The organism is Streptomyces sp. NPDC050619, assembly GCF_040654815.1.
Taxonomy (GTDB): Bacteria; Actinomycetota; Actinomycetes; order Streptomycetales; family Streptomycetaceae; genus Streptomyces.
Genome location: NZ_JBFAIR010000058.1, coordinates 33,360 through 47,093 on the forward strand (window position 1 = coordinate 33,360; position 13,734 = coordinate 47,093).

Annotated in this window: 9 protein-coding genes; 2 read left to right on the forward strand and 7 right to left on the reverse strand. The window is 70.6% G+C overall.

Going from position 1 to position 13,734, the window contains the following annotated elements:
• Positions 1-78 precede the first annotated feature (78 nt).
• The 6 genes from AB0I77_RS49555 to AB0I77_RS49580 all read right to left on the reverse strand — a co-directional run bounded on the left by AB0I77_RS49555 (position 79) and on the right by AB0I77_RS49580 (position 9,357).
• Complete coding sequence (locus tag AB0I77_RS49555) at positions 79-1,563, reverse strand: SDR family NAD(P)-dependent oxidoreductase (RefSeq protein WP_363289581.1); 1,485 nt, start codon at positions 1,561-1,563, stop codon at positions 79-81.
• Positions 1,564-1,681: 118 nt separating this feature from the next.
• A complete protein-coding gene (locus tag AB0I77_RS49560) occupies positions 1,682-3,010 on the reverse strand; it encodes a wax ester/triacylglycerol synthase family O-acyltransferase (RefSeq protein ID WP_363289582.1) in 1,329 nt (442 codons plus the stop codon).
• Between the two features lie 268 nt (positions 3,011-3,278).
• Complete coding sequence (locus AB0I77_RS49565; protein WP_363289583.1) at positions 3,279-5,909, reverse strand: PA14 domain-containing protein; 2,631 nt, start codon at positions 5,907-5,909, stop codon at positions 3,279-3,281.
• A gap of 135 nt (positions 5,910-6,044) precedes the next feature.
• Positions 6,045-7,265, reverse strand: a complete 1,221-nt coding sequence (gene glgC, locus AB0I77_RS49570; protein WP_363289584.1) for a glucose-1-phosphate adenylyltransferase — start codon at positions 7,263-7,265, stop codon at positions 6,045-6,047.
• A gap of 134 nt (positions 7,266-7,399) precedes the next feature.
• Positions 7,400-8,563: a glycogen synthase gene (glgA, locus tag AB0I77_RS49575; protein WP_363289585.1), complete on the reverse strand. Its 1,164-nt coding sequence runs from the start codon at positions 8,561-8,563 to the stop codon at positions 7,400-7,402.
• A gap of 38 nt (positions 8,564-8,601) precedes the next feature.
• Entirely contained in the window at positions 8,602-9,357 is a 756-nt protein-coding gene (locus tag AB0I77_RS49580; protein WP_363289586.1) for a (2Fe-2S)-binding protein, read from the reverse strand.
• A 210-nt stretch (positions 9,358-9,567) separates the two neighbouring features.
• Here AB0I77_RS49580 and AB0I77_RS49585 point away from each other — a divergent pair, with 210 nt between their 5' ends.
• Positions 9,568-10,701 (forward strand): DMT family transporter, encoded by a 1,134-nt coding sequence (locus AB0I77_RS49585; protein ID WP_363289587.1) that lies wholly within the window; start codon positions 9,568-9,570, stop codon positions 10,699-10,701.
• On the opposite strand, the gene AB0I77_RS49590 is transcribed toward AB0I77_RS49585, so the two are convergent.
• On the reverse strand, positions 10,691-11,968 hold the full coding sequence (locus AB0I77_RS49590) for a transglycosylase family protein (protein WP_363289588.1): 1,278 nt from the start codon (positions 11,966-11,968) through the stop codon (positions 10,691-10,693). The two genes, AB0I77_RS49585 and AB0I77_RS49590, sit on opposite strands and share 11 nt — an antisense overlap.
• Positions 11,969-12,272: 304 nt before the next feature.
• Here AB0I77_RS49590 and gndA point away from each other — a divergent pair.
• The coding region (gene gndA, locus AB0I77_RS49595) for an NADP-dependent phosphogluconate dehydrogenase (RefSeq protein ID WP_363289589.1) at positions 12,273-13,734 on the forward strand (1,462 nt) is incomplete at its 3' end.

Consider the following 13,734-nt stretch of genomic DNA (forward strand, 5'->3'; position numbering starts at 1 on the left):
GGTAACTCCCGCTACGGCAAGGCCGTTCGACGTTTCCGGCGGCCGCCGGTCGGATGCGTCACCGGCCGCGGCGCCGGCTCACCACTTGCCCGGCGCGTAGTCCTTCAGGAAGACGCCGTACAGGTCCTCGCCCTCCTCGCCGCGCACGATCGGGTCGTAGACGCGGGCCGCGCCGTCGACCAGGTCGAGCGGGGCGTGGAAGCCGGCCTCGGCGAGGCGGACCTTGTCGGGGTGGGGCCGCTCGTCGGTGATCCAGCCGGTGTCGACGGCCGTCATGAGGATGCCGTCGTTGTCGAACATCTCCTGGGCGCTGGTGCGCGTGAGCATGTTCAGGGCGGCCTTGGCCATGTTGGTGTGCGGGTGGCCCGCGCCCTTGTAGCCGCGGGCGAAGACGCCCTCCATGGCGGAGACGTTCACGATGTAGGTGCGGCGGGACGCCGAGGCCGCCATGGCCGGGCGCAGGCGGCTGATCAGGATGAAGGGCGCCGTGGAGTTGCAGAGCTGGACCTCCAGGAGCTCGATCGGTGTGACCTCCTCGACCGTCTGGATCCAGCTGTTGGTGTCGTGCAGGTCGGGGACGAGCCCGCCCGCGTCGATGGCCGTGCCGGCCGCGATCCGCTCCAGGGACGCAGAGCCGGAGACGAGGGCGAGGTCGGTGACGTCCTGGGCGGTGAGCGCGCCGCCGCCCGCGACCGGGAGGGCGGGCACCGCGCCGGAGCCGAAGGTGCCGATCACCTCGGCGGCGGGCAGTTCACCGGCGGGCAGCGGGCCAGACTCGGCGGTGAGCAGTTCGCTGTAGGCCTGCGGGGAGCGCCGTACGGTCTGGGCCGCGTTGTTGATCAGGATGTCCAGCGGGCCCTCGGCGGCCACCGACTCGGCCAGGGCCACCACCTGCGCCGGGTCGCGCAGGTCGATGCCGACGATCTTCAGGCGGTGGATCCAGTCGGCGCTGTCGGGCTGGGCCTTGAAGCGGCGGATCGCGTCGCTGGGGAAACGCGTGGTGATGGTGGTGTGCGCGCCGTCGCGCAGCAGACGCAGCGCGATGTACATGCCGATCTTGGCGCGGCCTCCGGTGAGCAGCGCGCGCTTGCCGGTGAGGTCGGCGCGGGCGTCGCGGCGGGCCCGGTTCTCGGCCGCGCACTTCGGGCAGAGCTGGTGGTAGAAGTAGTCGACCTCGACGTAGCGGGTCTTGCAGGTGTAGCAGGAGCGCGGGCGCTGGAGGATGCCCGCCACCTGGCCCTCTCCCGTGACGGACGACGGCAGGATGCCCTCTGTCTCGTCGTCGACACGCTGCGCGGAGCCGGTCGCCGTGGCCTCCGTGACCGCCTTGTCGTGCGCGGTCTTGGCGGCCCGGCGCTCCTGACGACGGCGCTGCTTGACGGTGCGGTAGACGCCCGCGGTGGCCCGGCGCACCGTGATCGCGTCGGGGTGGTCGACGTCGATCTTGTCGAGTTCTTCCAGAACGCTGAGGCAGACCGCGAGCCGTTCCGGGTCGATGCCGGGGCCATACGAGGACTCAGCCACCTCGTCCATGGTCGCCGAGCCGTTGTCTGTCACCGTCATGGCCGCTGCCGTTCCCTGGTCTTCCGCGCGGCGCTCCGACGGCAGCCGCTTTCGAACAGCGAATTTTAACGGAGCGCCGGGCCGGACCGCCAAACCAGTGCCGCGGCACTGGCGACGATCAAGGCTCGCAGGCGGTGATCAGCGTCTGCACCTCCTCGGCGACGGCGTGTGCCAGACGGTCCAGGTCCGGTACGGCCCGGGCGTCGGCGACGAGTCCGTAGTGGACGCGTCCGCGGTAGGTGGAGATGGCGACCGCGAGGGACTGGCCCCGGGCCAGCGGAGCGAAGGGGTAGACCGCGGTGACCGGGTTGCCGCCGAGCTTCAGGCCGAAGCTCGGCAGGGGCACGCTGGTGACCAGGATGTCGAACCAGAGCCGGGCGGCCTGGCCGACCAGCGGCCCGCCGAGCCGGTGACCGAGCGCCGGGACGTGGTCGGCGAGCAGGGCCACGGCACCGGCGCCCCGATTGGGTCCTGCGTTCTTGTTGCGGTCCATGGCCGCGCGGACCGTGGCCAGGCGGCCAAGCGGGTCCGGGTCGGCGACGGGCAGCCGCATCAGATAGCCGGAGAGCCGGTTGCCCTGCGGGTGAGCGGTGCGCGGGCGCCGTTTGGAGACCGGGATCAGGGCCCGGGGTGCCACGCCGTCGCTGCCGTCGCCGCGCTCGTCCAGCCAGCGGCGCAGGGCGCCCGCGACGACCGCGATCACGACGTCGTTGACGGTGCCGCCGACGACCTTGCGGACGCGGTGCACATCGTCGATGTCGACGACCACGCCGGCGGTGCGCCGGGTGCCGGTGGAGACGGCGGTGAGGGCGGCCGAGGAGCGTACGTCCAGGCCGGAGCGGGCGACCGAGGCGCCGATGTCGAGGGCCCGGCCCACGTCGGACAGGGCGCCGCGCACCAGATCCGGCAGTCTGCGGACGTCCGGGACGAGGCCGCGCGAGGGCGGCTCGGGGCGGGGGCGCGGCGCGGGCAGGTCCATCGGGTCCAGGACGGCGGCGGCCAGTCCCAGCGCCCGCAGGCCGTCGGCCAGCGCGTGGTGGAACTTGAACAGCACGGCGAACGAGACGCCGTCCTCCCCCGGCAGCACATGCGCCTCCCACGGCGGGCGCGCCCGGTCGAGGGGCCGCTGCATGAGCCGGCCCGCCTCGGTGTGGAAGTCCGCGGTGGGGGCGTGCAGCAGGACGTGGTCGAGCGGGTCGAAGCCGGGGTCGGGCTCACGGGCGGCGCCGCCGAAGACCGACGGGAAGCCGAGCGGCCACACGTCCCGGATCCGCATCCGCAGTCCGGGCACCGCGGCGGCCCGGGCGGCGAGCAGGTCGGCCGCGTGGGCGCCCGCGGTGGGCGAGTGTGCCGAGAAGACGCCGAGCGCGCCCAGGTGCATCGGGTGCTCGGCGGATTCCATGTTCCAGAACGCCAGGTCGAGGGGTGCGAGCAGGTCAGGAGTCAATGGCTTGCCTCGCGTCGACGAAGGGTGGGAAGACGAAGGGTGAGAAAACAGTCAATCGCTCTCTGGTGATTACGGTCAAGTGCGATCAAGTTACGCACAGTTAACAGCACATTAAGTCCCGCCTCTCTGAGAGGGGCGGGACTCATGAGGTGCCTGCGGATACTCGGTGCGGGCGGCACCGCCTGAGGTGACGTTCCCCACTCAGACGGGTGCGGGCCGACCGTGTCGTGCCGCCGGTCCCGACGAACGGATTGGTGTCAGGTCCAGGTCATCGCGCAAGGCCTCCGTTCGAAAGGCCTACGCTCGCCGGGCAGCCCGCCGGCGTCGCCCGGGACGCGTCCCGGATGAGCGCCTGGTGCGCGGCCTTCAGCCGCTGGACGTCCGGCTTGAGGATCTCGCGGTCGTAGGTCAGCAACCCGTTCAGCTCCCCCTCGACGTCGGAGATCTGGGTGTAGACGGCGCCGTTGCCGCCCCGGCAGGCCAGCGCGCGGACCTCGTCGAGCTTCGCCAGGTAGTCGTCGGTGTAGGTCGCCGGGTCGACGTCGACGTACGACTGCTGCACGGACCAGGCGTGTCCGGGCACGGCCAGTCCGAGGCCGCCGTACTCGCCGCTGACCAGGGCACGTTGGCCGTCCGGGCGGGGTGGCAGGGCGGGGCTGGGGTAGCCGTGCTCGTCCATGAGGTCGCCGGCGCTGCCGTCGGCCCCGAGGTTGAGGCCCGACTGGTTGTTGACCAGGCGGGTCGGGTCCCAGGCCTTGGCCTGCTGGGCGACGCGCCCGATGTCGTACTGGCCCCAGCCCTCGTTGAAGGTGACCCACATGACGACCGAGGGGCTGCTGATGTGCTCGTCGATCATCTGCTTCATCTCGCGCTCGTACTCGGCGCGGGCCTCGGCGCTCGGGTTCACCCCCGCGGTCATCGCGGGCATGTCCTGCCACACCAGCAGGCCCAGCCGGTCGGCCCAGTAGAACCAGCGGTCGGGCTCGACCTTGATGTGCTTGCGCACCGAGTTGAAGCCCAGTCGCTTGTGCGCCTTCAGGTCGTACGCGAGGGCCTCGTCGGTCGGCGCGGTGTGCAGGCCGTCGGGCCAGAAGCCCTGGTCGAGGGTGGCCATCATGAAGGCTGGCTCCCCGTTGAGGACCGTGCGCGGCACACCGTTCACCTTCTCGACGGCGATGGAGCGCATCCCGAAGTAACTGCCGACGCGGTCGGCGCCGACGGTCACCTTCAGGTCGTAGAGGAACGGGTCGTCGGGCGACCAGAGGTGCGGTTCGTCGATCGTCAGGGTCAGCGGACCGCCGGTGCGGCCGCGCGCCGTGGCGACCTCGCGCTGTCCGTCGTACGCCGTCGCGGTGATCGGTACGCCGGCCCGGACTCCCTGTGCCTCGACGGTGAGCTGTTCCTCGGCCACGTCGGGGGTGAGCTTGAGCGAGTCGACGTGGTCGGGGGCGACCGGCTCCATCCAGACCGTCTGCCAGATGCCGGAGGACGGGGTGTACCAGATGCCGCTCGGGTCCAGGCGCTGCTTGCCGATCGGCGGGTTCTCGCCGTTCGCCGCGTCCGTCGGGTCGTACACGCCGACGATCAGCTCCTGGGTGCGGCCGGGCCTGAGCGCGTCGGTGATGTCGGCGCCGAACTTGTCGTAGCCGCCCTTGTGCGCGGCGACCTGGGTGCCGTTGACGTACACCTGGGTCTGCCAGTCGACGGCGCCGAAGTTGAGCCGCAGTCGCCGGCCGGAGCCGATGTGCCAGTCGGCGGGGACCGTGAAGGTGCGCCGGTACCACATGCGGTCCTCGTGCCGTTCGATGCCGGAGAGCTGGGACTCCACCGGGTACGGGACGAGGATGCGCTCGGCCAGGGTCTTACCCACGGGCGGGCTCTCACCGGCCTCGGCGGCGGCGAACTGCCAGCGGCCATTGAGGTTGCGCCACGCGCTGCGGGTCAACTGCGGGCGCGGGTACTCGGGATGGGCGTTGTCCGGGCCCACCTCGTCGGCCCACCGCGTGCGCAGCTCGTACGTGGAGTGGTTGGGGCCGCTGCTCCAGAAGGCCTTGACAACGTTGCCGTCCACGTCCGTGAGGCCGCCGTCCCCGTCGTAGCGGAGGTCCGCGGTGCCGCGTGCCGTGCCGGTCTTGTTGCCTACGACGGGTTCGTCGAGGGTGACGAGGAGGGCCCTCGGGTCGGCGGGATCCGGCTTCGCCGCGCCCAGAGGCCACTTGGCGCCGCCGATCACCGCTTCGAGATGGCCGGACAGGCCTGCCGTGGGCGGGGCGAGTCGCTGGGCGAAGTCGAGCTTGAGGGTGCGGCCGTCGGCGAGGACGGTGGTCGCGATCGCTCCGTCGTAGTCGAATCCGGCGGGGAGGCGGAACGCCGACTGCGGGACGGCTTCCTTGCTGCCGCCGGGCTCGGTCCAGCGCAGGTGGAGGTTGGAGCCGCCGTAGTGCTCGAAGTACTCGACCTTGATGTCGTAGTCCGTGCCGGCCCTCAGTTCGACGGGCTCGGCACTCTGTTCGCGGTCCCAGTCGTCGACCCAGTGGTCGATGAGGAGCTTCCCGTCGATCCAGAGGCGGAAGCCGTTGTCGCCGATGATCGAGAAGGTGTGCGGGCCGGTCTTCTCCGGCACGATCCGGCCGGTCCAGCGGACGCTGACGTCGTCCGGGCGGCCGGCGGCGGAGGCCAGGCGCGGCTCCAGGTTGTCGAAGTCGAGCGCCGGGTCGAAGGCGGTGGCCTTGAGCTCGTGGAAGTCGAAGGCGCCCGGGGCGGACTGCGTGTAGTACTCGCCCTTCAGACCGTGGGCCTCGACGGGGTCGTCGGCCAGGGCGGGGGCCGCGGTGAGGCTGGTCAGTCCGGTGAGGCCGAGGAGTAAGGCGAGTCGGTTTCTGAGACGTCTGGTGTGCACGGATCCTCCATAACAACGTTGTCATGGACAGCAGTTGGCATGACAACACGGAATCCGCTTTCCGTCCAGGGACATGACAAGGCATGACAACGGCCCCGGCGCCAAGGCAACCGGGGCCGTCCGTCGTACCAGTCCCTACGAGACGAGCTGGCCCTTCCCGAGCGCGATCACTCCGCCCTTGGAGACGGTGTACAGCTCCGTGTCCCGCTCCGGGTTGACGCCGATCGTCGCTCCCGGCGGCACCTCGACGTTCTTGTCGAGGACGGCGCCGCGCACCACCGCGCCCCGCCCGATGTGCACGTTGTCGTGCAGCACCGAGCCCTGGACGACGGCCCCCGGGTCGACCACGACACCCGGGGAGAGCACCGACCGAGTGACCTGCCCCCGGATCAGACAGCCCGCGCTGATGATGGACTCGCTGGCCATCCCGCCGGCGTTGAAGCGGGCCGGCGAGAGCTGGTAGGAGTGCGTGTAGATGGGCCAGCTGCGGTTGTACAGGTTGAAGGCGGGGCGCTCGGCGATCAGGTCCATGTGGGCGTCGTAGTACGCGTCGAGGGTGCCGACGTCCCGCCAGTAGCCCTGGTCGCGGGTGGTCTCGCCGGGCACGTGGTTGGCGGTGAAGTCGTAGAGCTGGGCCTCGCCGCGCTCGGTGAGCTGGGGCAGGATCGAGCCGCCCATGTCGTGCACGGAGTTGAGGTCCTCGGCGTCCCGTTGCAGCGCCTCGATCAGGGCCTTGGTGGTGAAGATGTAGTTGCCCATCGAGGCGAACACGCGCTCGGGGTCGTCGGGCAGGCCGGGCGGGTCGGCGGGCTTCTCCAGGAAGCTGTCCACCATCTGGCCGTCCGAGCCGGGGCTGATCACGCCGAACGACGGCGACTCGCCGCGCGGGACGCGTATCCCGGCCACCGTCACGCCCGCGCCGCTGTCGATGTGCTGGGCGAGCATCTGCCGCGGGTCCATGCGGTAGACGTGGTCGGCGCCGAAGACGGCGACGTATTCGGGGCGTTCGTCGTAGATCAGGTTCAGGGACTGGAGGATCGCGTCGGCGCTGCCCAGGTACCAGCGCGGGCCGAGGCGCTGCTGGGCCGGTACCGGGGTGACGTAGTTGCCGAGCAGGCTGGACATCCGCCAGGTGGTGGTGATGTGCCGGTCCAGCGAGTGCGACTTGTACTGCGTGAGGACGCAGATGCGCAGGACGTCGGCGTTGACGAGGTTGGACAGGACGAAGTCGACTAGTCGATATGTGCCTCCGAAGGTGACCGCGGGTTTCGCGCGGTCAGCGGTCAGGGGCATCAAACGCTTGCCCTCTCCGCCCGCGAGCACGATTCCCAGCACCGAAGGACCACCACGACGCATGGCCGCTCCCCTCACCCTGTTTGATCCATGCCTGCCCCTGAGCAGGTCGTACTAAGCCTGATCGAGGATCTCCACGCCGTAGCGATCCTGTGTCACGTGTGCTTTCTACGCACGTGTTTTCAGGCGTAGGTTTTCTACGTCTGTTTCAGGATCTCCTCGTAGAGCCGGACCGTGCGCCGGGCGACCGCGTCCCAGCCGAACTCACCCACCGCACGCTCTCGTCCCGCCTCGCCCATCCGCCGGGCGGTCTCCGAATCGCCGAGGACCGAGTCCAGTGCCCGCGCGAGGCCCCTCTCGAAGTCGTCGTCGAGGGAGACGAGCATCCCCGTCCTGCCGTCGTCCACGACCTCGGGGATGCCGCCCACCCGGGAGGCCACGACGGGCGTGCCGCAGGCCATCGCCTCCAGGTTGACGATGCCGAGGGGTTCGTACACCGAGGGGCAGACGAACACGGCCGCGTGCGTGAGGAGTTGGATCACCTCGGGGCGGGGCAGCATCTGCGGGATCCAGTGCACGCCCTCGCGGACGCGGCTCAGCTCCTGGAACAGGTCGCGGAACTCCTGGTCGATCTCGGGGGTGTCCGGGGCACCCGCGCACAGGACGACCTGCGCCGCCGGGTCGATGTCCCGCACCGCGCGCAGCAGATGGGGCACGCCCTTCTGGCGGGTGATGCGGCCGACGAACAGCACGTACGGGCGGTCCGGGTCGAGGCCGATGCGACGCAGGACGTCGGTGCCGGGGTCGGGCCGGTAGAGGCTCGTGTCGATGCCGTTGTGCACAATGTGGACCTTGGCCGGATCCAGCATCGGATAACAGCCGAGGATGTCCTCGCGCATGGCCCCGGAGACGGCGATGACGGCGTCGGCGGCCTCGATCGCGGTGCGCTCGGCCCAGCTGGAGAGGGCGTATCCGCCGCCGAGCTGCTCGGCCTTCCAGGGGCGCAGGGGCTCCAGGGAGTGGGCCGTCATCACGTGCGGGATGCCATACAGGAGTTTGCCGAGGTGGCCGGCGAGATTGGCGTACCAGGTGTGGGAGTGGACGAGTTCGCGGCCTTCGAGGCCGGCGGTCATCGCGAGGTCCACGGAGAAGGTGCGCAACGCGTCGTTGGCGGTGTCCAGCGCGGACCAGGGCCGGTGGCGGATCACGCCGGCCGCCTTCTCCGCGAGGGAGACCTCGCCCCAGCAGTGCACGTCGAGGTCGACGAGGGCTCTCAACTCCCGGGCGAGGAACTCGACATGGACGCCCGCACCGCCGTACACATCCGGCGGGTACTCCCGGGTCAGTAGTCCCACTCGCACCCGGAACCCCCTGTCTCAGCGGCTGGTTGTCTTCATGGTCACCCAGATGCGGCGTGTGGGGAAGAGCGCGGGGGTCGTGCGAAGCAACAGTCGCCGCAGACGCCCCCGCCGGGGACGCGGTAGTAGAGGCAGCAACTGCGGCGCCGGAAGGCGGTGCCGGTGAGCGTGCCGGTGCCCGCGAGCAGGGGGTGGCCGAGAAGTTCCGCCGTGAGGGAGCGCGCCCGGGCGGCGACGTCCGTACGGCCGTTCGCCCGCGCCCATCCGTCCAGCTGCCGGGCGGCGCCCGCCAGCGCGGATCCCGCGTTGCCCCACAGCAGGCCCTCGGCGATCCGGTACCGGGTGTGCAGCGATTCGGTCAGCGGGCGCAGGTGGCCGTCCAGGACGACGCCCACGACGCTCTTCGCGTCCGCGGGCAGCGGTCGCAGGGCCGACAGCCACAGGTCGTCGGGGGCACTGCCCTCGGGGTCCCAGTGCAGCAGCCTCGGGTCGAGGTCGGGGATCCGGCCGTAGAGGCAGGCGCAGCCCAGCGTCACCGACCACAGGCGCGCGGCGAGTCCCTGTTGGGCCACCGAGGCCGCGATCCGCACCTCGGGGGCGCGGAGAGTGTGCGCGACTTTCCGGATGCGGAAAGTCATGGAATTTCCGTAAAAGTCCGACGACCTGTCGTCGTGGACGGGTGCCAGGGTCGGTCGCGATGAACACGGCACTCCTCCCATCCGTAGTACGAAGAAGCCGCCGAGCGGCTCCAGCGCGGCAAGTTCGGGGTCGAGGTCCACGAGGAGCATTAGTACCAAGGTCAGCGGGGGTGTCCCCCCAGGGGGTCCGTACTGAGGTCGCCCACCCTGGGGAGGATGGCGGGGCGGTCCTACTCCATCGGCAGTAGGACCCATTGCGTGCTCAGGTACGACGACGGGAATGCCTTTTCGCGGCATCGTGTTGGTTATGGAAGCCGACCGTTCGCCGCGCCGGGCCCCGTGGCCCCGCCTCACGCAGAGGAGCCCCTCATGAGCGCCCTCGCGTTGTCCGTGTTGCTGTCGCTCGTCTCCGCCGTCGCGTATGCCGGCGGAGCGATCGTGCAGGAGCAGGTCGCGGTGTCGTCCCCGGGTCAGCAGTACGCGCCGCTGCGCAGGCCCATCTGGTGGGCGGCGGTGGCGCTGAACGGCCTCGGCGGAGTGCTGCACGTGGCGGCGCTCGCCTACGGTCCGCTGAGCCTGGTCCAGCCGCTGGGCGCGCTGACCATCGTGTTCGCGCTGCCCATGGCGGCTCTCTTCGTGGGCCGCAAGGCCGGTGCGACCGCGTGGCGGGGCGCGATCATGGCGACGGTCGGCCTCGCCGGTCTGCTGTCCCTGGTCGGCGCCTCCGACTCGCAGTCGCTGGGCACCGCCCAGCGGGTGGCCGTGGCCCTGGTCACCGCCGCCGCGGTGCTCGCGCTGATGATCGCGGGCCGGGCCGCGCACCGGCACCCGGCGGTGCGCAGCATGCTGCTCGCGACCGCGTCCGGCATAGCGTTCGGCATGTCCTCCGTGTTCACGAAGACGGTCGCCGTCGACTGGACCGGCGGTGTGACAACCGCCGACGTGCCGTCCCTGGCCGTGATAGGCGTGCTGGCCACGGCCGGCATGATGCTGTCGCAGGCCGCCTACCGCGGCGCCGGTCTCGCCGCCCCGCTGGCCACGCTCACGGTGGTGAACCCGGTGGTGGCTGCAGCGGTCGGCATCACGATGTTCGGCGAAACCTTCCGCTACGGCTCCACGGGCACCGCGCTCGCCCTGAGCTGCGGTGTGGTGGCGGCGGGCGGACTGATCCTGCTGACCACGGAGCGGCTCGGGCGCACGCACCCCGCCCCGGTGGAGGTGGAGTCGCTGCCCGAGCCCGTGGCCGCCGAGCCGGCCCGCGCCGGGGAACTGCTCGCGCGACTGCCCGAGCAGTCCGTCCCCCCGCTGCGGGAGGGCGTACTCATCCCGGCCCCGGCCGCGCCGGTCCCGGAGGCGGTACTCGTCCCGGTCCCGGAGGACACTCACGAAGCCGGGGACACCTCGCGTCCCGACGCGTCCCCGAGCCTCTTGGTCCCCGTCTACGGCGGCCCCTACGTTCCGATACCGGTCTTCGACCGGCGTCGGACACGCGTCAAATCCTGACGCCCCCGGCCCTCAGGTAGGCCACCGGGTCGACGTCCGAGCCGAAGCCGGGCCCCGTCCGCACCTCGAAGTGCAGATGCGGGCCCGTGCTGTTGCCGGTGGATCCGGACCGCCCGATGCGCTGGCCGCCGCCCACCGTCTGCCCGGACTTCACGGAGATCGCCGACAGATGGGCGTACTGGGTGTAGCGGCCGTCGGAGTGCCGGATCACCACCTGGTAGCCGAAGGAGCCGCCCCAGCCGGCGGTGACGACCTTGCCGGCCCCGACCGCCTTCACGGACGTGCCGGTGGGCACGGCGAAGTCGACGCCGGTGTGGTAGCCCTTCGACCAGGAGGAGCCGGTCTTGCGGTACGGCGTGCCCGTGGCCGCGTTCACCGGGGCGAACAGGGTGCGGCTGTCGGCGGCTTTCTCTTTCTCTGCGGTGTCCGAACTATTCGACTTGGTTGATTTGTTTGCTTTGTTTGCTTTGTTTGAGTTACTTGAATTATTCGAGTTGTCCGTGTCGGTCGAAGGGGCCTTCTCCGTCGCGGACTTGCCGGGGTTCTGCGTCGTCGTGGTGGCGGCCTGCCCACGCAGCTTCAGCCGCTGGCCCGGCATGATCAGGTCGGGGTCCGGTCCGATGGTCTTCCGGTTGGCCGCGTACAGCCCGCGCCAACCGCCCTGGACGCGCCGGTCGTCGGCGATCTCGGAGAGCGAGTCACCGCGGACCACCGTGTACATCTGGGCCTTTCCGGCCCGGGACTGGGGCGTGGTCTGCGGCTGCATGTCCTGAGCGGAGGTGCCCGCCTTCTCGGTGACCTTCTCGGTGACCTTCTTGGTGGCGCTCTCGGCGGTCCCGGCAGTCCCGGCGCTCCCCGCGGGATGAATGTCCGGGGTGTCCCCGCCCCGGGTCAGTCCGGCCCGCACCGAGCACACCGGCCAGGCGCCCGGCCCCTGCCCGTCCAGCACCTGCTCGGCGACGGCGATCTGCTGGTCCTTGGTGGCCAGATCAGCGCGCGGCGCGTAGCGCGTGCCGCCGTAGGCCTCCCAGGTGGACTGGGTGAACTGAAGTCCGCCGTAGTAGCCGTTGCCGGTGTTGATGCTCCAGTTGTGGGTCGACTCGCACGCGGCGACCTTGTTCCAGGTGTCGACGTCGGCGGCCTCGGCGGCGCCGGCGCCGGCGCTGATGAGCGGGATCGCCATGCCGGCGCCGCCCGCCGTGAGGGTGAGCGAGGCGCGGTTGATCCTGTTCGGCTGATACCGGCGGTGCCGGCCGCGTACGGCCATGGAGAGCCCCCTCGACATGCGTCAGGAAGGGGCAAAAGTAAGCGCTGCGAACTGGCCATGACAAGACAGCAATCGGCCGTGCTTCCCGCTCAAGCGGCCAGGAATAAACGCCTGTTGTGGAACAGCTGAGGCCGGTGAGCTTCCCGTGCGTATCTGCAGGTGAAACATCGACCAGCCCGGATGTGCGGGTAGCGTATCGGCACGTCAGGATGGTCACTGGACAATACTGGCGGGCACGACCGGAACCACCCGGCACCACCGACAACCGAACAACCCTCAACAGGATCCTTTAGGAGCCAACGGCATGAGCAAATCAGCCCAGATCGGCGTCACAGGACTCGCGGTCATGGGCCGCAATCTCGCCCGCAACTTCGCCCGCAACGGCTACACGGTCGCGGTGCACAACCGTACGGCGTCGCGTATGCACGCCCTGGTCGAGGAGTTCGGCAGCGAGGGCGACTTCATCGCGGCCGAGACCGCCAAGGACTTCGTGGCGGCGCTGGAGCGGCCGCGGCGGCTGGTCGTCATGGTGAAGGCGGGCGAGCCGACCGACGCGGTGATCGAGGAGTTCGCCCCGCTCCTGGAGCCCGGCGACATGATCATCGACGGCGGCAACGCGCACTTCGCGGACACCCGGCGCCGGGAGCGCGAACTGCGCGAGAAGGGCATCCACTTCGTCGGCATGGGCGTCTCGGGCGGCGAGGAGGGCGCGCTGCACGGGCCGAGCATCATGCCGGGCGGTCCTGTCGAGTCGTACGACTCGCTCGGTCCGATGCTGGAGAAGATCTCCGCGAAGGCGGCGGACGAGGCGCCGTGCGTGACCCACGTCGGTCCTGACGGGGCCGGGCACTTCGTGAAGATGGTGCACAACGGCATCGAGTACGCCGACATGCAGCTGATCGGCGAGGCGTACCAGCTGCTGCGTGACGTGGCCGGATACTCCCCCGCGCAGATCGCGGAGATCTTCCGCACGTGGAACACGGGCCGCCTGGATTCCTATCTGATCGAGATCACGGCCGAGGTGCTGTCGCACGTGGACGCGGCGACCGGTGAGCCGTTCGTGGACGTGTTGGTGGACCAGGCCGAGCAGAAGGGCACCGGCCGCTGGACCGTCCAGATCGCCCTCGACCTCGGCGTTCCGGTCTCCGGTATCGCGGAGGCGGTCTTCGCCCGCTCGATCTCCGGCCACGCGGCGCTGCGTGAGGCCTCGCGCGGGCTGGCCGGGCCGAAGTCCTCGCCGCTGAGCGAGTCCGAGGCGGGGGCCTTCGCGGACCGGGTGGAGCAGGCGCTGTACGCCTCGAAGATCGTCTCGTACACGCAGGGCTTCCACGAGATCGCCGCGGGCAGCGAGGAGTACGGCTGGGACATCGACCTGGGGGCCGTCTCCTCGATCTGGCGGGGCGGCTGCATCATCCGCGCGGCCTTCCTGGACCGCATCCGGGCCGCCTACGACGCCCGGGCCGACCTGCCGAGCCTGCTGTCGGACGAGACGTTCGCCCAGGAGATCGCGGCGGCCCAGGACGACTGGCGCGAGGTCCTGGTCGCCGCGACCCGCCAGGGCGTCCCGACACCGGGCTTCGGGGCGGCCCTCGCCTACTATGACGCCCTGCGCGCGGAGCGGCTGCCTGCGGCACTCACCCAGGGCCAGCGGGACTTCTTCGGCGCCCACACCCACCCTCCAGGTCTTCACCGAGCCGATGGCTCTGAAGCCGCTGACCAACGGCCTCTCCACGACCTGGAGTCCGCTGATGGCCATCTACGACAGC